The sequence below is a fragment of the Pseudomonas sp. SDO5522_S412 genome (assembly GCF_054071215.1).
The window spans coordinates 1-24,714 of the sequence record NZ_JBSVWQ010000082.1 but is presented as its reverse complement, the minus strand read 5'-3'; the positions used below and the strand labels follow the sequence as shown (position 1 = coordinate 24,714).

Genomic DNA, 24,714 nt, shown 5'->3' with positions numbered 1-24,714 from the left:
GTTTGCCAAAAGTGACCCGCTGTAAGAGCGGAACCCTAAGTGGCCGTTACCGCAGCAACGGATATGTACACTCACGAAACCCGCTCCCCAACCACAACCCCATCCCGCCACCAAGCCGCCAAACTAAAGACGTTCGGCGCCTTGAGCAGCGAAAAATGATTCCCCGGCCCATACCAAACCTCCAACACCCCCACGCACCCGCGCCACCCCTCAACCATCAACCCCTGCTCCCGCTGATTCCCCGCCGCATCCAGGGTCGGGTCCTCCGCCAACACCAACCGCACCACCCCCTCATACCGCCGGGCAGGCCGATAAACCGTACGCAACGCCGACGCATACGTGCGCGCCGGCCCATCCATGGCATCCACCGAAGACCGCGCCGGCAACAACCCAACCCCCACCATCCCCTCATGCAACAACCGCCGCTGCTCCACTTCATCGCGCCCGGCAAAATCCACCGCATCAATCCCCAGCGACTTACCCGAAGCCACCTGCATCGACTCCACCAACCGCAACAACGCCGCCGTCGTGGTATAGGGCCGACCCACCACCCCATTGCCCCCGGGCGCCTCGCTGTCGATCAACGTCAACGACGCCACCTCACGCCCCTGAGCCTGCAACCGCGTGGCCATCTCGAACACCACCCAACCGCCAAACGAATGCCCCACCAAATGCACCGGCCCCGAAGGACATTCCTGCTCCAGGGCCTGCAAATAACAGCGCGCCGCCGCCTCAACCTGACTATGGGGCACCACCTCCCCATCCAGCCCACGGGGCTGCAAGCCAAAGATCGGCCAGTCCCGGCCCAACGCCTCGGTCAACCCCACAAACCCCGTCACGCTATCCCCCGCCCCCGGCACACAGAAAATCGGCGCATGCCCGGCGCGACCACTCTGGATCCGCAACAACGGCTGATGCACCGCCACCGCCGGCGCCTCACTCAACACCAGGGCCTCAACCATCGCCTGCCCCAGCGCCTGGATATGCGGTGCCTGCATCATGCTCTGGTGATCCCCCGGCACCTCAATGCGGCGCAATTGCCCCGCGGCCAGTGCCTCATCCCATCCCAAATCCAGGCTGCGCCGCGAGAGTTCCGTCGGCCGCTCGGCGGCGCTGAACAAGTGCACCGCCAGTGGCATCGGGAACAGGCTGTAATGCGCCAACGCATGCCCATGCCCGACTTCCCGCTGGATAAAACTCAACAGGTCCGCGTCCGAAGCCGCCGCCATCTGCGCGTACAGCAAATGCCGATCGCGGCAGCGTTGCAGCAAACCCGCAAAGTCCAGCTGTCCAATGTCCGCTTCCAGTTGCTCAAGGCTCGCCAACTCATCCACACCTTCCTGTGCCTTCCAATACGCCGTGCACTGCAACAGCAAATGCCGCTTGAGGGCATCCGGCCCGCTCCAGCGCGCCTTGCCCTGGTCGGTCATGCGCGGCACGTAGCTGTCGATCAACCCGAGGAATGCCACCGGTTCGTCCAGCCCCTGCAGTTGCATCGCCACTTCATAGGCCAACACCCCGCCGAACGACCAACCCGCCAGCCGATACGGCCCATGGGGCTGCACCGAGCGGATGATCCCCACCAGCCGCGCCGCCAGGCCTTCCATGGTCTGCAACTGCACCTCGCCAAGGGGCGTACCGGGCAGGCCATAGATCGGGTAGTCCCCCGGCAGGTGCCGGCCCAGCGCCGGGAAATACACGTCCATGCCGCTGAACTCATGCACCAGGAACAACGGCGGCTGGCTGCCGCTGGCGCGTACGGTGATCAGCGAGCTGTTGTCCTCCCGCGCCGTGCGCTGACCGAGCATCGAGGCAACCGAGGCCACGCTGGCGTGCTGGAACAGCTCGGCCAACGACACCTCAAGCCCCGCCTCTTCCATCAGGTTGACCAGCCGGATCGCCAGCAACGAATGGCCGCCCAGTTCAAAGAAACTGTCATGCCGACCGACCTGCTCCAGCCGCAACACCTCGGCCCAGAGGCGTGCCAGGGTCTGTTCCAGCTCGTTCGCCGGCGCCTCGAACACGCGGCTCGCCGATGCCTCCAGCGCGGGCACCGGCAGGGCCTTGCGGTCGACCTTGCCGTTGGCTGTCAGGGGCATTTTTTCCAGCGGTACATAGGCCGATGGCACCATGTAGTCCGGCAGGTGCTGCAGCAGATGACTGCGCAACACTTCGATGGCCAGCGGCTCGCCGGTGTAGTACGCCACCAGGCGCTTGTCCCCCGGCGCATCTTCTCGTGCCAGCACCACCACATCCTTGATGCCGCTGCAGGTGGCCAGGCGTGCTTCGATCTCGCCCAACTCGATGCGGAAGCCGCGGATCTTCACCTGGTCGTCATTACGCCCGATGCACTCCAGCAGTCCGTCCGCCGACCAGCGCCCAAGGTCGCCGGTGCGGTACAACAAGCCATCGCCAAACGGATCATCGACAAACTTCTCGGCCGTCAGCTCCGGCCGGTTCAGGTACCCCTTGGCCACGCCATGCCCGCCAATGCAGATTTCCCCGACCACGCCCAGCGGCACCGGCTGCAAGTGCGCATCCAGCAGGTGGATTTGCGTGTTGGCAATCGGCCTGCCGATCGGCACGCTTTCAGCATCGGCGGCGATGGCCTGCACTTCATGCGTGGTGGCGTAAGTGGTGGTTTCCGTCGGACCGTAGCAATGCACCAGCCGCAGTGCCGGCGCCTGGGCCAGCAGGCTGCGGAACGCCGCCGGGTCGGCCCGTTCGCCGCCGCACAACAGCATGCGCAGCCCGGCCAACGCGTCGGGAATCAATTGCACGTACTGGTTGAACAGCGCAGTGGTGACGAACAGGATCGTCGCCCCGCCCGCCTTCAGTGCCCGGCCAAACGCGCCGGGGTCGAGCAAGGTCGCATGGTCGATCACCAGCACCTGGCCGCCGTTGAGCAAGGGGCCCCACACGTCCATGGTGCTCGCGTCGAACGCCGGGTTGGAAGCGAACGCCACGCGGTCATGGGCGTTGAAATCGGCGTAGCCGTTATTGATCACCAGCCGCGTGATGCCCCGGTGCGGTACCAGCACACCCTTGGGGGTGCCGGTGGAACCGGAGGTGTACATGATGTACGCCACGCGCTCCGAGGACTGCGACAGGTCCGGGTTGTGGCTCGGCTGCGGGTCCAGCGCCAGGGTGTCGAGGTCGATACGTCGGGCTGGGTAAGCGACAGGCTCGCTGCTGTGGGTCAACAGCCACACCGCGCCACTGTCCTGCACCATAAAGGCCTGGCGCTCGGCCGGGGCGTTGATGTCCAGCGGCACGTAGGCCGCCGCGCATTTGAGGATTGCCAGTTGGCTGAGCAACAGGTCAATCGAGCGCGGCAACAGGATCGCCACATGGTCGCCGGGCTGCACGCCCAGGTTGCGCAGGTGGTGCGCCAACTGGTTGGCGCGGGTGTTCAGCGCGCCGTAACTCAGGGTGTGTTCACCATGCACCACTGCGATAGCACCCGGGCGTGCCTGGGCCTGGGCTTCGAACAAACGCTGCACCGTATGTTCGTGAGGGAATTCGCGCTGGGTGGCGTTGAATTCCATCCGCAGTTTTTCACGCTCCGCCGGCGGCAGAATCGACAGTTGGCTGATTGAGCCCCCTGCATTCTGTTCCAGGGCCTGCACCAGTTGCTCCAGGGCAACATGCAGGTACTCGCAGAGGCGTGGCGCGCCCTGTCCCATCGCGTCAAAGCCAAACCCGTCGCCCAGGTCATCGACACTCAGGGACAGCGCAAAGTTGGTACGTTCCTCGGCCTTGAGCACCTGCATGCCCTGCCACGCCTCGGCTACGCCGCCAGCGTGCGGGGCGCTGTGGCGATAGTTGAACAGCACGCTGAACAGCGGCGTATTGGCCGGCAGCCCACTGCAACGCTGGGCCAGGGCCAGTGGCGCATGTTCGTGACTGAGCAACCGGGTCAGGCTTGCGTGGGTTGCCATCAGCGCTGCGTGCACCGTGCGCTCACCCAGGTCGACCCGCAGCGGCAAGGTGTTGATGAACACGCCCAAGGCACGTTCGGCGCCTTCGCCGCCTTGCAGCCGGCCCAGCAATACGGTGCCGAACACCACCTGCTCGCGGCCGGAAACCTTGCCCAGCACCTGCGCCCAGGCCAGGTGCATCAGGCTCGCAGCACTGACCCCAAGCTGCCGTGCCAGGGTGCGCAGGCGCCCGTTCAACAGCGGGTCGACGCGCAAATGTGCCTGTTGCGCTTCACCCGGTGCACTCAATGCCAGCGTCGGCTCATCGACCTCCCCGAGCATCTCGCGGAAGAACGCTTCGTGCTCTTCCTCGCGCATGCCCAACCGCGTCTGCGCCACATAATTGCGATACGGCACCGCCGCACCCAACTGCTCGCGCCGGCCGAGCAAGCACGCCTGCATCTCGTGCTGCAGCACCTCCAGCGCAACGTGGTCCATCACCAGATGATGGAACAGCAACAACGCAACCACCCGCTGGTTGGCCGGGTCCTCGGCGTACACCAGGCGCATCAGCGGTGCCTGAGCCAAGTTCAGCCGATGCTGTTCGAAGCGCACCTGCAATTGCTCCAGCACATTGCCCGTCGCCTGAATCGCCTCAACCCGCAGCGAGGCCTGGCGCCACACCACCTGCACCGGTTCTTCCAGCCCGTCCCAGTGCATCGACGAGCGCAGGATATCCTGCCGCTCGATCACCGCTTGCAACGCCTGGGCAAACGCTTCAAGGCGCTCGACGCTGGCGAAGGCAAACTGCGCCTGTAACAGGTACGCGTCACCCTGTTGCACTGCGCGGTGGTGATACAGGATCCCGGCCTGCAACGGCGCCAGCGGGTAAATGTCCTGAACGTTGGCCGCGCCACCGGGAATGGTCGCGACAAGGCGGTCGATGGCGGGTTGCTTCAGGTTCACCAGCGTCAGCATGTCCGGGGTGATCCGCGTGCAATCCGCGGCGATCCCATTGGCTGGCACCACCACTTCGCGACCACCACCCACGGCAGCCGCCAAGGCTGCAAGGGTGGGTTGACCAAACAACACTTTCACATCCGCCGACAACCCGACCCGACGCATGCGGCCAATCAGGCTGGCGGCCAGCAGCGAGTGGCCGCCCAGCTCGAAGAAATGGTCGTGCCGACCCACACGCTCCACCTTGAGCAAATCCGCCCACAGGCCGGCCAGGGTGATTTCGGTTTCCCCCACAGGCGCGACGTACTCCCGGGCGCTCACCGATTCCAGGCCTGGCGCCGGCAGTGCCTTGCGGTCGAGCTTGCCATTGGGGCTCAGGGGCAAGGCCTCCAGGTGCATGAAGGTGGCCGGTACCATGTAGTCCGGCAGGTGTTCCAGCAAATGGCTGCGCAAAGCGTCGATTTGCGCCGGCACGCCGGTGTAGTAAGCCACCAGCCGTGAATCGCGGGCGACCACGGCGGCTTCGTTGATCTGCGGGAATTGCAGCAGTCGCGCCTGGATCTCCCCCAGTTCGATGCGCAAGCCACGGATTTTCACCTGGTCGTCATTGCGGCCCAAATACTCGATGGTGCCGTCCGGCAGGTAGCGCCCGACGTCGCCAGTGCGATACATCCGGCCGGCGCTGAACGGGTCCTTGAGGAAGCGCTCGGCGGTCAGCTCAGGACGGTGCAGGTAACCCCGCGCCACTTGCACGCCACCGATGAACAGCTCGCCCACCACACCCAACGGAACAGGCTGCAACTGCCCGTCCAGCAGGTACATGCGGGTGTTGGCAATCGGCTTGCCGATGGGGGTGTTGTCCGGCGTGGCGGGCCCGGTGCAATCCCACGCCGTCACGTCCACCGCCGCCTCGGTCGGGCCATAAAGGTTGTACAAACCGATGCCCGGCAACTGCTGCTTGAAACGGCGCACCAGGTTGCCGGGGAGCGCTTCACCACTGCACATCACCCGCACCATCCCGGCGCTCTGGCTGACGTCGCCGTGGGCCAGGAACACATCGAGCATCGATGGCACAAAGTGCAGCGTGGTGATCTGCTCCGCCTCGATCACCTCACACAGGTAGGCCGGGTCTTTATGCCCGCCTGGACGCGCCATCACCAACCGCGCGCCGGTGAACAGCGGCCAGAAGAACTCCCACACCGAGACGTCGAAGCTGAATGGGGTTTTCTGCAACACCCTGTCCTGGGCAGTCAGTCCGTACTCGTCCTGCATCCACAGCAGGCGGTTGACCACGCCCGCGTGCTCGTTGATCACGCCCTTCGGTTGGCCGGTAGAACCCGAGGTGTAGATCACGTAGGCCTGATGCTGCGCGGTCAGCCCATCCACTCGTGGGTTGGACGTTGATTGGTGCTGCCAGGTGTTCCGGTCCAGGTCCACCAGCGGCACCGTGACGTCGCCCAGCAACGAACGGGTTTCGCCCTGCACCAGCACGGCGGCCGGGGCGCTGTCCTTGAGCATGTAGGCGATACGTTCCAGCGGATACGCCGGGTCCAGCGGCACATAACCGCCGCCCGCCTTGAGGATTGCGAACAGGCCGATGACCATCTCCAGGCCGCGCTCGACGCAAATCGCCACCCGCGAATCCGGCTGTACACCCAGCTCCCGCAGATGGTGCGCCAACTGATTGGCCCGTTCGTTTAGCTCGCGGTAGCTCAGGCACTCCGAGCCTGCCTTCACCGCAAGCGCATCCGGCGTTCTCGCCACCTGGGCTTCGAACATACCGTGCAGCGTCTGGTCGAGGTTGTAATCCACTGTGGTGTTATTGAAGTCGAACAGCAGATGCTGGCGCTCCTGATCGTCCAGCAAGTCAGCCTGCTCCAGCACCGCCTGATCGTTATCCACCATGGCCTGTAGCACGCGGGTGAAATAGCCGACATAGCGTTGCATGGTCGACTCGTCGAACAACGCGATGGCGTATTCCAGGGTGCCGCGAATTTCGCCCCGGGTCTCGCCGAGGTTCAGGGACAGGTCGAACTTGGCAAAGTGACTGTCCTCCACGATTCCTTCAAGGCTCAGGTCGCCGAGGGCCAGCACCGGCGCATCACTGTCCTGCCAGGTCAACATCGTCTGGAACAGCGGGCTATGGGCCAGGCTGCGCAATGGCCGGGTGATTTCCACCACCTGCTCAAACGGCAGATCCTGATGAGCCTGGGCGTCCAGCGCCAGCCCCTTGACCCGCGCCAGCAGCGCCTCGGCACTCAGTTCGCCCGAGGTATCAATGCGCACTGCCAGGGTGTTGACGAACAACCCGATCAGGCCTTCCACCTCGGCCCGCTGGCGGTTGGCGACCGGCGAGCCGATCACCACTTCCTCCTGCCCGGCCAAACGCGCGAGCAACGAGGCCCACGCCGTCATCATCACCATGTACAGCGTGGTGCCGTGGCGCTGGCTGAGAGCCTTGAGCTCGGCGCTCAGGCGCTCATCCAGGTGCACCTCGACGCTGCTGCCGGCGTAGTCCTGCTGGGCCGGGCGTGGGCGGTCGGTCGGCAACATCAGCAACGCCGGCGCACCGGCCAGGGTGTGTTGCCAGTAGCTGCTCTGGCGATGCAGCACTTCGCCGCTCAGCCACAGGCGCTGCCATACGGCAAAGTCGCTGTACTGGATCGGCAACGGCGGCAGTGGGTCAGCCTCACCGTGGCTGAACGCCTGGTACAGCGCCATCAGTTCGCGGGTCAGCACGCCCATGGACCAGCCATCGGACACGATGTGGTGGATAGTCAGCAGCAACACGTGGTGATCGTCGGCCATGATCACCAGGCGCCCGCGCAACAGCGGGCCGCGCTGCAAATCAAAAGGCGCCGAGGCTTCGCCCTGGATCAACGCGTCGAGCACCTGCTGTGCTTCGGGGTGGCGGCGCAGGTCCTGGACTTGCAGGGGCATCACTTCTTCAGGCGGCACGATCAGCACCTGGGCGTCGTCATCCTGCTGGGCAAACCGGCTGCGCAAGGTCTCGTGCCGCGCGACGATCCGTGCCAGGGCCCGTTGCAGCGCGTCGACGTGCAACTGCCCGCGCAGGCGCAGGCCGATGGGAATGTTGTAGGCGGTGTTGGCGCCCTCCATCAACGCCAGGAACCACAGGCGTTGCTGGGCAAACGACAACGGCAACTCCGTGTCCCGCGCCGCCGGCAGGATATCCGGCAAGGTGCTGCGCCCGGCCTGGGCCACGACCTGCGCCACCGCCGCCAGTTCGGCATTGGCGAACAGTTCGCCCAGTGCCAGGTCGACCCCCAGTTGCTGGCGAACCTGGGACACCATGCGCATGGCCAGCAACGAATGGCCGCCCAACTCAAAGAAATGATCCTGGCGCCCAACACGTTCCACTTGCAACACATCGGCCCAGATCTGCGCGAGGACGGTTTCGATATCGCCATGAGGCGCCTCGTATTCGCGGGTGAAGACGGCGGCCAGGTCCGGCTTTGGCAGCGCCTTGCGGTCCAGTTTGCCGTTGGCGGTCAGGGGCAACGCATCGAGTTTCACGTAGGCCACCGGGACCATGTAGTCCGGCAGGTGCGCCACCAGGTGGGCGCGAATCGCGCCCACTTCAAGCGGTTCGAATTGCGGGTTTTCGGTGAAGTAAGCCACCAGCCGGGGCTGGCCCGGTTGGTCTTCACGGGCCAGCACCACGGCTTCCTGGAGACCGGGCAGCTGGTTGAAGCGGGTTTCGATTTCCCCCAGTTCGATGCGCACACCGCGGATTTTCACCTGGTCGTCGTTGCGGCCCAAGTACTCGATATTCCCGTCCGGCAACCAGCGCGCGAGGTCGCCGGTGCGGTACATGCGGCCCGAATTGAATGGGTCATCCAGGAAACGTTCGGCGGTCATTTCCGGGCGATTGAGGTAACCCCGCGCCACGCCCTTGCCGCCCACGTACAGTTCACCGGCAACCCCCAAGGGCACCGGGCGCTGCTGTTCGTCCAGCAGGTAAACCGTGGCATTGGCGATGGGTTTGCCGATGTGCAACGGCTGCCCGGGCTCGATCCGCCCGGAGGTGGCGACCACCGTGGCTTCCGTGGGGCCGTAGTTGTTGATCACCTCGAAACGCTGGGCCCGGGTGAACTGGCGCAGGCGGTCGCCGCCAATCAGCAAGGTGCGCAGGGTCGGGTGCTCGATGTTCTGGCTGAACGCATATTCGGCCACCGGCGTGGGCAGGAAACACACGTCCAGCGGTTGTGCGCGCCACCAGTCCAGCAGCGCGTCGATATCTTCAGCGCCGTCGTGGGCCGGCGGCAGGTGCAAGGTGGCCCCCACGCACAGTGCCGGCCAGACTTCCCAGGCCATCGCGTCAAAGCCAAACCCGGCAACGCTCGCGGTGTGGCGGCCTGCGCACAGGTCAAACGCGATGCAGTGCCAGTCCACCAGGTTGGCCACGGTGTGATGTTCCACCATCACGCCCTTGGGCAGGCCGGTGGAGCCGGAGGTGTAGATCACGTAGGCCAGGTTGGTGGGCGTGACGGCCACCTGCGGGTTGCTCGCCGAATGGTGATGCCAGGTAAAACGGTCCAGGTTGATCACCGGCACATCGAGCGCGGGCAGGCGCTCCAGCAGTGCATGCTGGGTCAGTACCGCGACCGGGGCGCTGTCGCCGAGCAGGTAGCTCAGGCGCTCGGCCGGGTGCGACGGGTCCACCGGCACATAGCAGGCACCGGCCTTGAGGATCGCCAGCAACCCGGCCAGGGTGTCCAGCCCGCGCCGGGCAACGATGGCCACGCGATCGTCGGGTTTTACCCCCAGCGCCAGCAGGTGATGGGCCAGCAGGTTGGCTTGTTGATTCAACTCGGCATAGGTCAGCTGGCGGCCTTGATACACCGCGGCCACCGCGTCCGGGGTCAGCAGGGTCTGGGCCTCGATACGCCCGTGCAGGGTGGTGCCTTGCGGGAAGTCGATGGCTGTCGCGTTGAACTGCTCCAGCAAGTGCCGCTGCTCCGCCTCGGGCAACACCGACAAGCGATTCAAGGGTGTTTCGGGTGCCTGTTCCAGCGCCTGTACCAAATTCTCCAGGGCAGTTTGCAGATAAGCGCACACCCGCTGCGGATCAACCTGGGCACTGGCCAACAGGCTCAGGCTGAAGTCTTCGCCCAGGTCGTCGACGCTCAGGGTCAACGGGTAGTTGGTGCGTTCCTCGGAGCGCAACGCTTGAATACCCTGCCAGGCCGAGACCGCTTCGGCGCTCGCGCCGCCTGCGCTATGGCGGTAGTTGAGCAACGCGCTGAACAGCGGCGTCGGCGCCACTACACCGCTGCAACGCTGGGCCAGGGCCAGCGCCGCGTGTTCGTGACGCAGCAAGGTGGTCAGCCGGGCATGGGTCGCCTTGACCCCGGTGCGCACGTCTTCGGCGCCTACATCCACCCGCAATGGCAAGGTGTTGATAAAGATCCCCAGGGCACGGTCGGTGTCGTGGCTGCCCTGCATGCGGCCCATCAGCACCGTGCCGAACACCACCTGTTCCTTGCCCGCCAGCACTCCCAGCACCTGGGCCCAGCCCATGTGGAACAGGCTCGCGGCGCTGACGCCCAACTGCCGGGCCTGGGCGCGCAAGCGCCGGCTCAACTGCGGGGCCAGCGGCAGGCTGATCTCCTGGATGTTGTCGCCGTCGCCCTGCACATCCTGCAGGCCGTAGGGCAAGGTCGGCTCGCTGATGTCGCCGAGCATCTGCCGGAAGAACCCTTCGTGCTCCTGCTCGCTGATGCCCAGGCGCGCCTGGGCGACATAGTTGCGAAACGGCACCGCCTGGCCCAGTTCAGCCGCCCTGCCCAGCAGGCAGGCTTGCATCTCGTGGCAGACCACTTCCAGCGCGCTGTGGTCCAGGGCCATGTGGTGGAACAACAGCATCGCCACCACCCGTTGGCCGGCTTCATCCCAGGCCCGCACCAGGCGCAGCAGCGGCGCGCGGGTCACGTCCATGCGGTAGTGGCGGCCATCGAACAGGCGATGCAACTGGGCGGCGATATCGCCGTCTGCCGGGTCCAGTTCAATCGCCTGCACCGGCAGGCGCGCCGTGCGCCAGACCACTTGCGACGGCTCTTCCAGGCCTTCCCACACCACGCCGGTCCGCAGGATGTCGTGACGGTCGATCACCTGTTGCAAGGCCTGGGCGAAGCCCTCGAAACGCTCAAGGCTGTCGAAGGCAAACAGCGACTGCATGATGTACGGGTCGCCGTGCTCGGCACTCACATGGTGGTAGAGGATGCCCTCCTGCAACGGTGCCAGCGGGTAGATGTCCTGCACATTGGCGACGCCACCCTCGACGGTCTCGAGGATACGGTCGATGGACGCCTGGCTGAGGGTCGACAGGCTCAGCATCTTCGGGGTAATCGAGGTAGCGCCCGGTGGAATGCCATTGGCCGGCACCTGCACCTCACCGGCCTTGGTGGCCGAGTACTCCCCGGCCTTGATCAGCTCGATCAGCGCCGGCTTGTGTTCGCGCAGCGAGGCCACCAGCGCCGCGTCGCTCAGGGCCTGCTTGTTGCCTTGCACCGACAACTGATCGCCCTTGAGCGCCAGTTGCACATCCTTGGCCTTGAGTGTCGCCAACAGTTCGATGATGCTCACAGGACGATCTCCATTCGTTCGGTAATTGCGGCGTAGCCGGCCAGGGTCGGTTGTTCGAACAGGCCCCGCACATCGGCTTCCATGCCTTCCTGACGCAAGCGTCCGATCAAGCTGACGGCCAGCAACGAGTGCCCGCCCAGCTCGAAAAAGTTGTCGTGACGCCCGACCCGCTCCACCTTCAGCAGCTCGGTCCACAGCCGCGCCAGGGTGATTTCGGTAGCGCCCACCGGGGCCTCGTACTCGCGCACGATCAGTGATTCCACACCCGGCGTCGGCAAGGCCTTGCGGTCGAGCTTGCCGTTGGGGCTCAGGGGCAGAGCGTCCAGATACACGAATACCGCAGGCACCATGAAGTCCGGCAAACGCGCCAGCAGGTGCGTCCGCAGTTGTTCGATATCGGCTGGCACGCCGGTGTAGTAAGCCACCAGGCGTTCGTCGCGGGCCAACACGGCCGCTTCCTTCACCTGTGGGTACTCGGTCAGCCGCGCCTGGATTTCTCCGAGTTCAATACGCAGGCCACGGATTTTTACCTGGTCGTCATTACGGCCCAGGTACTCGATATTGCCATCCGGCAGGTAGCGCCCGACGTCACCGGTGCGGTACATCCGGCCTGGGTTGAACGGGTCCTTGAGGAAGCGCTCGGCCGTCAGTTCGGGACGGTGCAGGTAACCGCGAGCCACTTGCACACCGGCGATAAACAGCTCGCCCACCACGCCCAGCGGCACCGGTTGCAACCGGGCATCCAGCAGGTACATGCGGGTGTTGGCAATCGGCTTGCCGATAGGCGTGTTGTCCGGCACCACGGGCCTGGCGCAGTTCCAGGCGGTCACGTCCACCGCGGCTTCCGTCGGGCCATAGAGGTTGTACAAACCGATGCCGGGCAATTGCTGCTTGAAGCGCCGCACCAGGCCGCCGGGCAAGGCTTCGCCGCTGCACATCACCCGCAGCAGCCCGGCGCCCTGGCTGACATCACCGTGGGCCAGGAACACATCGAGCATCGACGGCACGAAGTGCAAGGTGGTGATCTGTTCTGCCGCGATCACCTCGCACAGGTAAGCCGGCTCCTTGTGCCCGCCGGGGCGTGCCATGACCAGCCGCGCACCGGTGAACAGGGGCCAGAAGAACTCCCACACCGACACATCGAAGCTGAACGGGGTTTTCTGCAGTACCGCATCAGTGGCGTTCAGGCCGTAGGCGTCCTGCATCCACAACAAGCGGTTGACCACACCCGCGTGCTCGTTGATCACGCCCTTGGGTTGGCCGGTGGAGCCGGAGGTGTAGATCACGTAGGCCTGGTGCTGCGCGGTCAACCCGGGAACCTGTGGGTTGGACACCGGCTGGTGCGCCCAGGTGTTCTGGTCAAGATCCACCACCGGCACCGTCACGTCGCCCAGCAACGAACGGGTAGCGCCCTGCACCAGCAGCGCCGCGGGCTGGGTGTCTTGCAGCATGTAGGCGAGGCGATCCAGCGGGTACGCCGGGTCCAGCGGCACATAACCACCACCGGCCTTGAGGATCGCAAACAGACCGATGACCATCTCCAGACCACGCTCGACGCAAATCACCACCCGCGAATCCGGCTGCACGCCCAGTTCCCGCAGGTGGTGCGCCAGTTGGTTGGCGCGCTGGTTCAGCTCGGCATAGGTCAGGCATTGCTCACCCGCCTTCACCGCCAATGCATCCGGCGTGCGCTCGACCTGGGCCTCGAACAGGCCGTGCAGGGTCTGCGCCAGGTCGTAGTCAACCTCGGTGGCATTGAAATCAAACAGCAGTTGCTGACGCTCTGCATCCCCCAGGATCGGCAGGCGGTCAAGGGCCTGGTGCGGCGCGTGCTCCAGGGCCTCCACCAACTGGGTCAACGCCATCTGCATATAACCGCAGACCCGTTGTGCGCCTACCTGGGCCGGGGTCAACGCGGTGAAGTCATAACCATCACCCAGGTCATCGACGTTCAGGGTCAACGGATAGTTGGTGCGCCCGTCATTGGTCAGGGTCTGCATGCCTTCCCAGGCGTGCTGCGCGTCCTGTGAACGGGTGGCGCCGCCCCGGTGGCGATAATTGAGCATCGAGCTGAACAGCGGCAGCGGCGCCGCCACCCCGCTGCAACGCTGGGCCAGGGCCAGGGAAGCATGTTCATGGCCCAGCAGCGCGGTGAGCCGGGCATGGGTGCTGCGCACGCTGTCGCGCACGCCTTGCCCGTCGATATCCAGGCGCAATGGCAGGGTGTTGATGAACACGCCAAGGGCCCGGTCCGCGCCCTCGCCGCCCTGCATCCGGCCGACCAGCACCGTGCCAAACACCACATTCGGCTTGCCCGACGTCACCGCCAACACCTGCGCCCATGCCAGGTGGAACAGGCTCGCGGTGCTCACGCCCAGCAGGCGTGCCTGGGCCCTGAGGCGCCGGCTGACGGCAGCGTCCAGGTGATGCGTGAATTCTTCGATATCCCGACCATCGCCCTGCACATCCTGCAAGCCAAACGGCAGCGTTGGCTCATGGATATCGCCAAGCATCTCGCGGAAGAACCCTTCATGTTCCTGCTCGCTGACACCCAGTCGCGCCTGCGCCACGTAGTTGCGATAAGGCATCGGCGCGGACTGCGGTGCGGGGTGCCCCAGCAGGTAGCCCTGCATTTCCCGCAGCACCACGTCGAACGCGGTGTGGTCCAGCACGATGTGGTGATACAGCAGCACCGCCACCACCCGCTGATTGGCCGGGTCGTTGGCGTACATCAGGCGGATCAGCGGCGCCTGGGCGATGTCCAGCCGGTAGCGCCGGGCGTCGAAACGCTGATGCAGGCCGGCCAGCACATCACCGTCCAGATGCAGCGCTTCGACCGTCAATCGAGCCTTGCGCCACACCACTTGCACCGGCTGCGCCAAGCCTTCCCAGACCACACCGGTACGCAGGATGTCGTGGCGGTCGATCACCTGCTGCAAGGCCTGGGCGAAGCTGTCCAGGCGCGCCTGGGTATCGAATGCCAGGTGCGATTGCAGCAGGTACGGATCGCCCTGCTCCGCCGTGATGTAGTGGTAAAGAATGCCTTCCTGTAACGGTGCCAGCGGGTAAATATCCTGCACATTGGCGGCGCCACCCGGCACGCTGGCGACGATCTGGTCGATCATCGGCTGATCCAGCTCCACCAATGGCAGCATCGAGGGCGTGATGCGCGGGCAATCGGCGGCGATGGCATTCACCGGCACCACCACTTCCCGGCCACTGCCCACTGCCGCTGCCAATGCCGCCAGCGTCGGCTGGCTGAACAGCACCCGCACATCGGCGCTGAGGCCGGCCTGGCGCATGCGCTCGATCAGGCTTACCGCCAGCAAGGAATGGCCGCCCAGCTCGAAGAAGTGGTCATGGCGGCCCACTTGCTCCACCTGCAACACCTCGGCCCAGATCCGCGCCAGGGTGGTCTCGACTTCGCCGCGTGGGGCTTCATATTCCCGGCTGAGCACGGCGGCCTGATCCGGTGCCGGCAGCGCCTTGCGGTCAAGCTTGCCGTTGGCGGTCAACGGCCAGCTGTCGAGTTTGACGTAGACCACCGGCACCATGGCCTCGGGCAGTTGGCTGTGCAGCTCGGCGCGCAGGGTTTCGATAACCAGCGGTTTTTGTTCGGTGAACCAGGCCACCAGGCGGCCGTCGCGCACCAGCACCACGGCTTCCTTGACGCCGTCGACGGCGGCCAGGCGGGTTTCGATTTCTCCCAGCTCGACGCGCACGCCCCGGACTTTTACCTGGTCGTCGTTGCGGCCCAGATATTCAATGTTGCCATCCGGCAGCCAGCGCGCCAGGTCGCCGGTGCGGTACATGCGGCCCGGGTTGAACGGGTCATCGAGGAATCGCTCGGCGGTCAGGTCCGGGCGATTCAGGTAGCCGCGGGCCACGCCGCGGCCGCCTACATACAGCTCACCGGCCACACCCACCGGCACCGGCCGTTGTTGTGCATCCAGCAGGTACACCGTGGCATTGGCCATCGGCTTGCCGATATGCAGCGGCTGGCCGGCGCGCACCCGGCCAGAGGTGGCGACCACCGTGGCTTCGGTGGGGCCGTAGTTATTGATCACCGCGAAACGTCGCTCATGGCTGAACTGGCGCAGGCGATCACCGCCGATCAACAGGGTGCGCAGGCTTGGGTGCTCAAGGTCCTGGCTGAACGCGTACTCGGCCACCGGGGTGGGCAGGAAGCTCACGTCCAGCGGCTGGGCCAGCCACCAGGCCAGCAGTTCGTCGATGTTTTCATTGCCGACATGGGCCGGTGGCAGGTGCAAGGTCGCCCCCACGCACAGTGCGGGCCAGACTTCCCAGGCCATGGCATCGAAACCGAAGCCGGCCACGCTGCTGGTGTGGCTGGCGGCCTGCAGGTCGAAAGCTTCACAGTGCCAATGCACCAGGTTTTCCACGGTGCGGTGTTCCACCATCACGCCTTTGGGCTGGCCGGTGGATCCAGAGGTGTAGATGACGTAGGCGAGGTTCGCCGGGGTCAGGCTGGAGATGTGGGGATTGGTGCCGTCGGGATAGGCGCCATGCAGATCGACGATGGCGACATCACCGAGCACGCCACGTGTGCTCTCTTCGGCCAGGACCGCGACCGGTGCGCTGTCTTGCAGCAGGTAAGCGATGCGCTCGGCCGGATAGGCCGGGTCTACCGGGACGTAGGCCGCGCCCGCCTTGAGAATCGCCAGCAGGCCCGCCAGCATCTGCGGGCCGCGTCGGCAGCAGATCGCCACACGGTCGTCGGGCTGTACGCCCAGCGCCAGCAAGTGATGGGCCAATTGGTTGGCGCGTTGGTTGAGCTGTTGGTACGTCAGGTGCTGGCCGTCCTGGCTCACGGCAATCGCCTGCGGCAGGCGCAGGGCCTGGGCTTCGAAAGCGCCGTGCAGGGTCTGCCCTTGCGGGTAGTCGCGGGCGGTGGCGTTGAAGCTGCGCAGCAGGTGTTCGCGTTCGCGGGCAGGCAGTACCGGCAACTGATGCAGCGGCGTTTGCGGCGCGTGCTCAAGGGCCTCCACCAGTTGCTCCAGCGCACTGTGCATGGAGTCGCACAGGCGCTGCGCGCCGATGGATTCCAGCGCCAGTACCGTCAGGCCGAAGCCTGTGCCAAGGTCGTCCACACTCAGGGTCAGCGGGTAGTTGCTGCGTTCTTCGCCGCCGAGCAATTGCACGCCTTCCCAGATACCGTGGCCGTCGCGGGCCATTTCGCCCGGGGTGCTGTGGCGGTAGTTGAGCAAGGCGCTGAACAACGGCATCGAGGTCGGCACGCCGCTGCACCGCTGGGCCAGCGCCAGGGACGCATGCTCATGGCCCAGCAAGGCACTGAGCCGGGCGTGGGTCGCCTTGACGCCGGCACGTACCGCGTCGGCACCCACCTCCACCCGCAGCGGCAAGGTGTTGATGAACATGCCCAATGCCCGGTCGGCACCTTCGCCGGCTTGCATGCGGCCCATCAATACGGTGCCGAACACCACGTCCTGACGGCCCGACACCAGCCCGAGGACCTGGGCCCACGCGAGGTGCATCAGGCTCGCAGCGCTGACCCCCAGTTGCCGCGCCTGTTCACGAACCCGCAGCGCCAGCCCTGCATCGACGGGCAATTCGGCCTCTTCGATATCCCGGCCATCGCCCTGCACATCCTGCACGCCGAAGGGCAGCGTGGGCTCGTCGACATCGGCGAGCATTTCGCGGAAGAACTGCTCGTGTTCCTGGGCGCTGACACCCAGGCGAGCCTGGGCCACGTAGTGACGGAACGGTGCGGCGGCCGGCAAGTCATCGGCCTGGTTGAACAGGAACGCCCGCATTTCCTGGCCGACCACTTCCATGGCCGTGTGGTCCAGTGCCAGGTGATGGAACAGCAGGATCGCCGCGACCCGCTGGTTGGCCGGGTCCTGCGCATACACCATGCGCAGCAGCGGCGCCTGGGTGATATCCAGGCGATAGTGGCGGGCATCAAAACGCGCGTGCAGTTGTTCGATCACATCACCATCGGCCGGGTCCAGCGGGATGTTCTGCACCACCAGTTCGGCCTGGCGCCACACCACTTGCACCGGGCTGTCCAAGCCTTCCCACACCACGCCGGTGCGCAGGATATCGTGGCGCGCCACGACCTTTTGCAGCGCGCCCATGAAGGCCTGCAAACGCTCGACGCTGTCAAACGCCATGCGCGATTGCAGCAGGTAGGGGTCGCCCTGTTCGGCGCTGATGTGGTGGTAGAGGATGCCTTCCTGCAACGGCGCCAGCGGGTAGATATCCTGCACGTTGGCCGCACCGCCGGGCACCGTCGCCACGATGCGGTCGATGGCCGGCTGGTCCAGCTTGACCAGGGTCAGCATCGACGGCGTGATGTGCTCGCAGCCAGGCGCAATGCCGTTGGCCGGCACCACGATTTCCCGGCCACTGCCCACCGCCGCCGCCAGCGCCGCCAGGCTTGGCTGGTTGAACAGCACCCGCACATCGGCGCTCAGGCCCGCCTGGCGCATGCGCTCGATCAGGCTCACCGCCAGCAACGAATGGCCACCGAGTTCAAAGAAGTGGTCAAAGCGCCCTACCCGCTCGACCTTCAACACGTCCTGCCAGATTTGCGCCAGCAGGGTTTCCACCTCGCCTTCGGGCGCTTCGAAACCACGGCTGAGCAGCGACGCCTGATCCGGCGCAGGCAGGCCCTTGCGGTCCAGCTTGCCATTCGCCGTCAGCGGCAACAGTTCCAGCCAGACATAGGCCGACGGCACCATGTAGTCCGGCAGCCGGCTTTGCAGGTGCGCTCGCAACGCTTCAATACTCAGCGGCGCCTGGGCGGTGTAGTAAGCCACCAGGCGCTTGTCGCCGGGCTCATCTTCACGGGCCAGCACCACCGTGTCTTTCACGCCGGAATAGCTGGCGAGGCAGCTTTCGATTTCACCGGGCTCGATACGGAAACCACGGATTTTCAGCTGATGGTCGTTGCGGCCCTGGTACAGCAAGGTGCCGTCCGCCTGCCAGCTCGCCAGGTCGCCGGTGCGGTACAGCAGCCCATCGCCGAACGGGTCGACGATAAATTTCTCGGCGGTCAATTGCGGCTGGTTCAGGTAACCCTTGGCCACACCCGCGCCACCGATGTACAGCTCGCCAACCACGCCCAACGCCACCGGCTGCTGCCGTGCATCCAGCACGTAGGCACGGCTGTTGCCAATCGGTCGACCAATCGGAATACCGCCCTCACCCACCGACTTGATCTCGAAGGTGGTGGAAAACGTCGTGGCTTCGGTGGGGCCATAGCCATTCAGCAGGTGCTGCGGCGCGCCGTGCTCAAGCACCCGGGCGATCACCTGCGGGTCGAGCACATCGCCGCCGACGATCAAGTAGCGCAGTTGCCGGAACATCGGCATCAACCCGTCGGCGTACTGATGGAACAGCCCGGCGGTCATCCACAACACGCTGACGGATTGCTCCTGCAACAGGGCGCCAAACGCGGCCTGGGACAGCAACGTGGCATGCTCGACCACCACCACGCAGCCGCCGTTGAGCAACGGCGCCCACACATCGAGGGTGCTGGCGTCGAACGCCGGGTTCGAGGCGAAGGCCACCCGGTCGCGGTGATTGAAGTCGGCATAACCGTTGTTGATCACCAATCGAGAGACGGCGCGATGGGGCACCTGCACACCCTTGGGCGCGCCGGTTGAGCCGGAGGTGTACATGATGTACGCCACGCTTTCGGCAGACTGGGACAGGTTCGGATTATGGGCCGGCTGATTGTCGAGGTTCAGCCCGTCGAGATCACGCAGCACCTGCCCGGCGTGACTGTCCTGCACCATGAACGCCTGGCGTTCGTCCGGCGCATTGATGTCCAGCGGCACGTACACCGCCGCGCACTTGAGGATGGCCAGTTGGCTGACCAGCAGGTCGATGGAACGTGGCAGCGCGATGGCCACGCTGTCGCCCGGTTTTACACCCTGGTCGATCAAATAGTGGGCCAGGCGATTGGCCCGCAGGTTGAGTTCGCGGTACGTCAGCGACACGTCGCCGTGTACCACCGCCAGCGCGTCGGGGCTGGTCAGGACGCCGGCTTCGAAGATCCCGTGCACGGTGTGCGCAGCCGGGTAGGCGCGAGCAGTGGCGTTGAAATCCACCAGCACTTGATGCCGCTCGGCGGCTGGCAGGATCGACACTTGATGCAGCGGTGTGGTCGGCGCCTGTTGCAGTGCCGTGACCAGGTTGCGCAAGGCGCTGAGCATGTAGTCGCCGACGCGCTGCACATCCACCTCCGACACGCCTTGCACGGTCAAGGCAAAGCCTGCGCCGAGGTCGTCGACGTTCAGCACCAGCGGGTAGTTGCTGCGCTCCTCGGAACTGAGGATTTCGATCCCGGCGTCGGCGAACGGGCTGGCGCCCGGCGCTTCACCCGGCGCGCTGTGGCGGTAGTTGAGCAAGGTGCTGAACAACGGCAGCGCACCGGACACGCCACTGCATCGCTGGGCCAGGGACAAGGACGCATGTTCATGCCCCAGCAACTGTGCCAGCCGCGCATGGGTGGCGCGCACGCCAGCCTGCACGCCCACCGCGCCGACACTGACCCGCAACGGCAAGGTATTGATGAACATTCCCAGCGCCCGGTCGGCGCCCTCGCCGCCGTGCAGCCGGCCCAGCAGCACGGTGCCGAAGACCACATCGTCCTGGCCCGAGACCTGGCCGAGGACCTGGGCCCATGCCAGGTGCACCAGGCTTGCGGCACTCACCCCCAGTTGCCGGGCCTGCTCGCGAAGGCCCAGGCTGAGGGCCGGTTCCAATGCCACGTGCGCTTCGCGCACACCGCTGCCGTCGCGGTTCACGTCCTGCAAGCCGAAGGCCAGGGTCGGCTCGTCGATGTCGCCGAGCATTTCGCTGAAGAACGCCTCATGCTGCGCAGCGCTCACACCGAGGCGCGCCTGGGCCACGTAGTTGCGGTACTGCACGGCGTCGGGCAGCAAGCACGTTTCGCCTGCAAGGCTCGCGCTCATTTCCTCCACCAGCACCTGCAACGCGGTGTGGTCCAGCAGGATGTGGTGCAGCAGCAGGATGCCGACGTAACGGCCGTGATCCTCGGCGTAGGCAAACCGCATCAACGAGGCGCGGGACAGGTCGAGGCGGTAGTGGCGTGGGTCGAAGCGTTCCTGCAGTTGCGCCAATACGGCACTGGAAGGATCGGCTTCAACCTGCTCAACCACCAGCAGCGCCTGGCGCAAGACCACCTGTACCGGCTCGTCCAGGCCTTCCCAGACAATCCCGGTACGCAGGATATCGTTGCGCTCGATGACACTTTGCAGCGCACGGATAAACGCCTCGACCGGCTCATGGCCGCTGAAGCTGAACTGCACCTGCAACACGTAGGGATCGCCTTCGGTGGTTGCCAGGTGGTGGTAGAGGATGCCGGCCTGCAACGGGGCCAGGCCGTAGATGTCCTGCACGTTGGCGATGCCGCCGGGGACACTGGCGATGATATGGTCGATGGCCTGCTGGTCGAGATTCACCAGCGGCAGCATGTCCGGGGTGATGTGCCGCGTCGCTTCGCCGATCAGGTTGGCCGGGACCTGCACTTCATGTTGCCCGCCCACCGCAGCGGCCAGCGCAGCCAGGGTCGGCTGGCCGAACAGCACCCGCACATCGGCGCTCAGCTCGAGCTGGCGCATGCGCTCGATCAGCTTGACCGCCAGCAACGAATGGCCGCCCAGCTCGAAAAAGTTGTCCTGGCGCCCGACCCGGTCGACCTTGAGCAGGTCTTGCCAGAGATTCGCGATCGCGGTTTCCACCGCGCCTTGTGGCGCTTCATAACCACGACGGGCCAGGGCATCGGCGTCCGGTGCCGGCAAGGCCTTGCGGTCGAGCTTGCCGTTGGTGGTAAGCGGGAACGCGTCGAGCAGCACAAAGGCGCTGGGCACCATGTACTCGGCGAGGGACAGCAGCAGGTGGTCACGCAGCTCAGCGGCAGTGGGCGTGTGTTCAGGCTGGGCAATCACGTAGGCCACCAGGCGCTTGTCGCCCGGTTCGTCTTCGCGGGCAATCACCACGGCTTCGCGCACACCTTCGCAGGTGGCCAGGCGTGCTTCGATTTCCCCCAGTTCGATACGGAAACCGCGAATCTTCACCTGGTCGTCGTTGCGCCCCAGGTACTCGACACTGCCGTCGGCCAGCATCCGGCCGAGGTCACCGGTCTTGTACAGGCGCAGGCCGGTTGCGGGATCCGTCAGAAAACGTTCGGCCGTCAGCTCATCGCGGTTGAGATAACCCCGCGCCACGCCGGCACCGCCGACGTACAACTCCCCGACTACGCCGCTCGGCACCGGTTCGCGGCGGGCGTCCAGCACATACAGTTGCAAGTCGGGAATGCGCACGCCAATCGGGCTCACGCCCACCCGCTGTGCATCCGCCGCCTCCAGGGCACGGTAGGTCACGTGCACGGTGGTTTCGGTGATGCCATACATGTTGACCAACCGCGTACCAGCGTTGGTCACCCGGGCGTACCACGGCTTGAGAATCCCCGGTTCCAGGGCTTCACCGCCGAAGATCACCTGGCGCAGCGAGTGCAGTTGCTGGCTGCGGCCCTGTGCCGCGATCAACTGGCGGAACGCGCTCGGGGTCTGGTTGAGAATACTGACGCCGGCTTCGCACAGCAGTGCGTAACACTCGTCCGGCGAGCGGCTGACCAGCTGCGGCACCACCAGCAACTGCCCGCCATGCATCAGCGCGCCCCAGATCTCCCACACCGAGAAGTCGAAGGCAAACGAGTGGAACAGCGCCCAGGTGTCATTGGCGTTGAACTTGAACCAGTGCTCGGTGGCGCTGAACAGTCGCGCGACGTTGCGGTGTTCGATCATCACGCCCTTGGGCAGGCCGGTGGAGCCGGAGGTGTAGATCACATAGGCAAGGCTGGACGCGCTGATTGCAACGTTGGGGTTGACGATGGGCTCGTGCTGCAGGCTGTTGAGGTCGATCGACGTGACGTCGCCCACCAGGTGGCGGGTGTCGTCCTGCACCAGCACCGCCAGCGGCGCGCTGTCTTTCAGGGTGTAGGCGATACGGTCCAGCGGGTAGGCAGGATCGATCGGCACATAACCCGCCCCAGCCTTGAGAATCCCCAGCAGGCCAATGATCATTTCCAGCCCGCGTTCGACACAGATCGCCACCCGGTCATCGGGGCGGATGCCATGCTTGAGCAGGCAATGCGCAACCTGGTTGGCGCGCTCGTTCAGCTCGCGGTAGCTCAGGTGTTCGTGTTCAAAGCGCAGCGCGATGGCTTCGGGATGGCTGGCGGCATGAGCTTCGACTTGCTGGTGGATCAGGGCTGAATCGGCGTAGTGCTGGGTGCTGGCGTTAAGGCCATGCAGCAGATGCTGGCGTTCGGCGGCAGGCAGGATGCCCAGGTTGTGCAACGGTGCATCTGGCGTTTGTTCCAGGGCCAGCACCAGGTTTTCCAGGGCGGTGTGCAGGTAACCGGCAATGCGCGTCGCGCCGATGGAGGCGTCCACCATCACGGTAAAGGCAAAGCCTTCGCCCAGGTCATCGACGTTGACCGTCAGCGGGTAGTTGGTGCGTTCTTCGGCGCCCAACACCTGGATGCCTTCGGCGATGTCGATCACCGCCTGGGTGTCCGAGGCATCGCTGTGACGGTAATTGAGGATGGCACTGAACAACGGCGTGGGTGCGGCCACACCGCTGCAACGCTGGGCCAGGGCCAGGGAGGCGTGTTCGTGATCGAGCAGTTCGGTCAGGCGCTTGTGGGTGGTGTGCACGGCGGCGCGCACGCCTTGTTCGCCTACATCCACCCGCAGCGGCAGGGTATTGATGAACATGCCCAGGGCCTGGTCGGCACCCTCGCCCGCGCCCATGCGGCCGAGCATCACGCTGCCAAATACCACGGCTTCGCGAGCCGAGACCTTGCCCAGCACCTGGGCCAGCGCCAGGTGCATCACACTGGCGGGACTGACACCCAACGGTCTCGCCTGGGCCCTTAGACGGCGACTTAGATCGCCGTCGACGGCAATGCGGGTTTCGTCGATGCCATGCCCGTCACCCTGCACATCCTGCAGGCCGAACGGCAGGGTTGGCTCGTCGATATCGGCCAGCATCTCGCGGAAGAACGCTTCGTGAGCCTGTTCGCTGACGCCATGGCGGACCTGGGCGATGTAGTTGCGAAACGGCACCGGTGCACTGGCGTGTTCGGTCTGGCCGGCGAGGTGCAGCTGGATCTCCCGGCGCACTACGTCTAGGGCGGTGTGGTCGAGGATGGTGTGGTGGAACAACAGCATGGCGACCACACGCTGGTTGCGCGGGTCTTCGGCGAACACCAGGCGCAGCAGTGGGGCCTGGCCGAGGTCCATGCGGTAGTTGCGGGCGTCGTAGAGAGCTTGCAGTTGGGTCAGTACATCGCCGTCGAGGCGGGCTTCTTCGCAGGCCAGCGAGGCCTTGCGCCAGACGACTTGCAGGGGTTCGTCGAGGCGATCCCAGGCCATCGAGGTGCGCAGGATATCGTGGCGGTCGATGACCCATTGCAAGGCCTGGGCGAAGGTTTCAAGACGGGCGCGGCTGTCGAACACGAACTGCGCGTGCAGCACGTAGGGGTCGCCCTGGTGCGCTGACAGATGGTGGTAGAGCATGCCTTCCTGGAGCGGCGCCAAGGGGTAGATATCTTGCACATTCGCCGCCCCGCCGGGGATCGCGGCGACGATGCGGTCGATGGCGGGTTGGTCGAGGTTGACCAGGGGCAGCATGTCCGGGGTGATGCGGTAGGCCGGGCTGAGCCAGTCGCCGCCGTGTTGGGCGACGAGGTCGAGCAGTTGGGGTTTGTGGGCGATCAGTTGGTCCCATAGGGCGTCATCCAGCGCGTCGTCGTCACCCAGGATGATCAGGTCGCCTTCGTCCATTTGCAGGCGGATCGGGTGGGTGGAAAGAGCTGCCAGTAATTTGCTGAACTGCATGGGGTAACCTGCTTTTTTGAGTCGGATACGGTTGAGGAGAAAGTCCGTTTTCAGCTGTCGCGTAAGTGCCTGGGAGGCCCGGTTTAAAGCGCGGGCGCAGTCGTGGGCCGGGAGGCTTCCCGCAGGGTTGGGAAATTAGAGGATTCGGGGGGTGGGGGGTGACATGGGAAGCGGGGACAAAGCGGCTGGCGTGGGGGAACTTTCGTATTTGTTGGATGGGGGGCATATCCGTTATTTGGGTGATGGCTGATATTGGTTCCGCTCTTACAGCGGCTCACTTTTGAAGAGCGCAAAAGTAAGCAAAA

At 65.3% G+C, this 24,714-nt stretch carries 1 protein-coding gene and 1 pseudogene; both read right to left on the bottom strand.

Features of this window, described 5'->3' with window-relative positions:
- Positions 1 to 71: 71 nt before the first annotated feature.
- Positions 72 to 11,489: pseudogene (locus ACW9I6_RS17620) on the bottom strand (amino acid adenylation domain-containing protein); the annotation flags it as partial.
- On the bottom strand, positions 11,486 to 24,409 hold the full coding sequence (locus ACW9I6_RS17615; protein ID WP_457339596.1) for an amino acid adenylation domain-containing protein: 12,924 nt from the start codon (positions 24,407 to 24,409) through the stop codon (positions 11,486 to 11,488). The gene ACW9I6_RS17615 and the pseudogene ACW9I6_RS17620, both read right to left, overlap by 4 nt.
- Positions 24,410 to 24,714 lie beyond the last annotated feature (305 nt).

Coding starts and splice junctions, on each gene's coding strand:
- ACW9I6_RS17615 (WP_457339596.1), bottom strand. CDS start 24,409: ATGCAGTTCAGCAAATTACTGGCAGCTCTTTCCACCCACCCGATCCGC.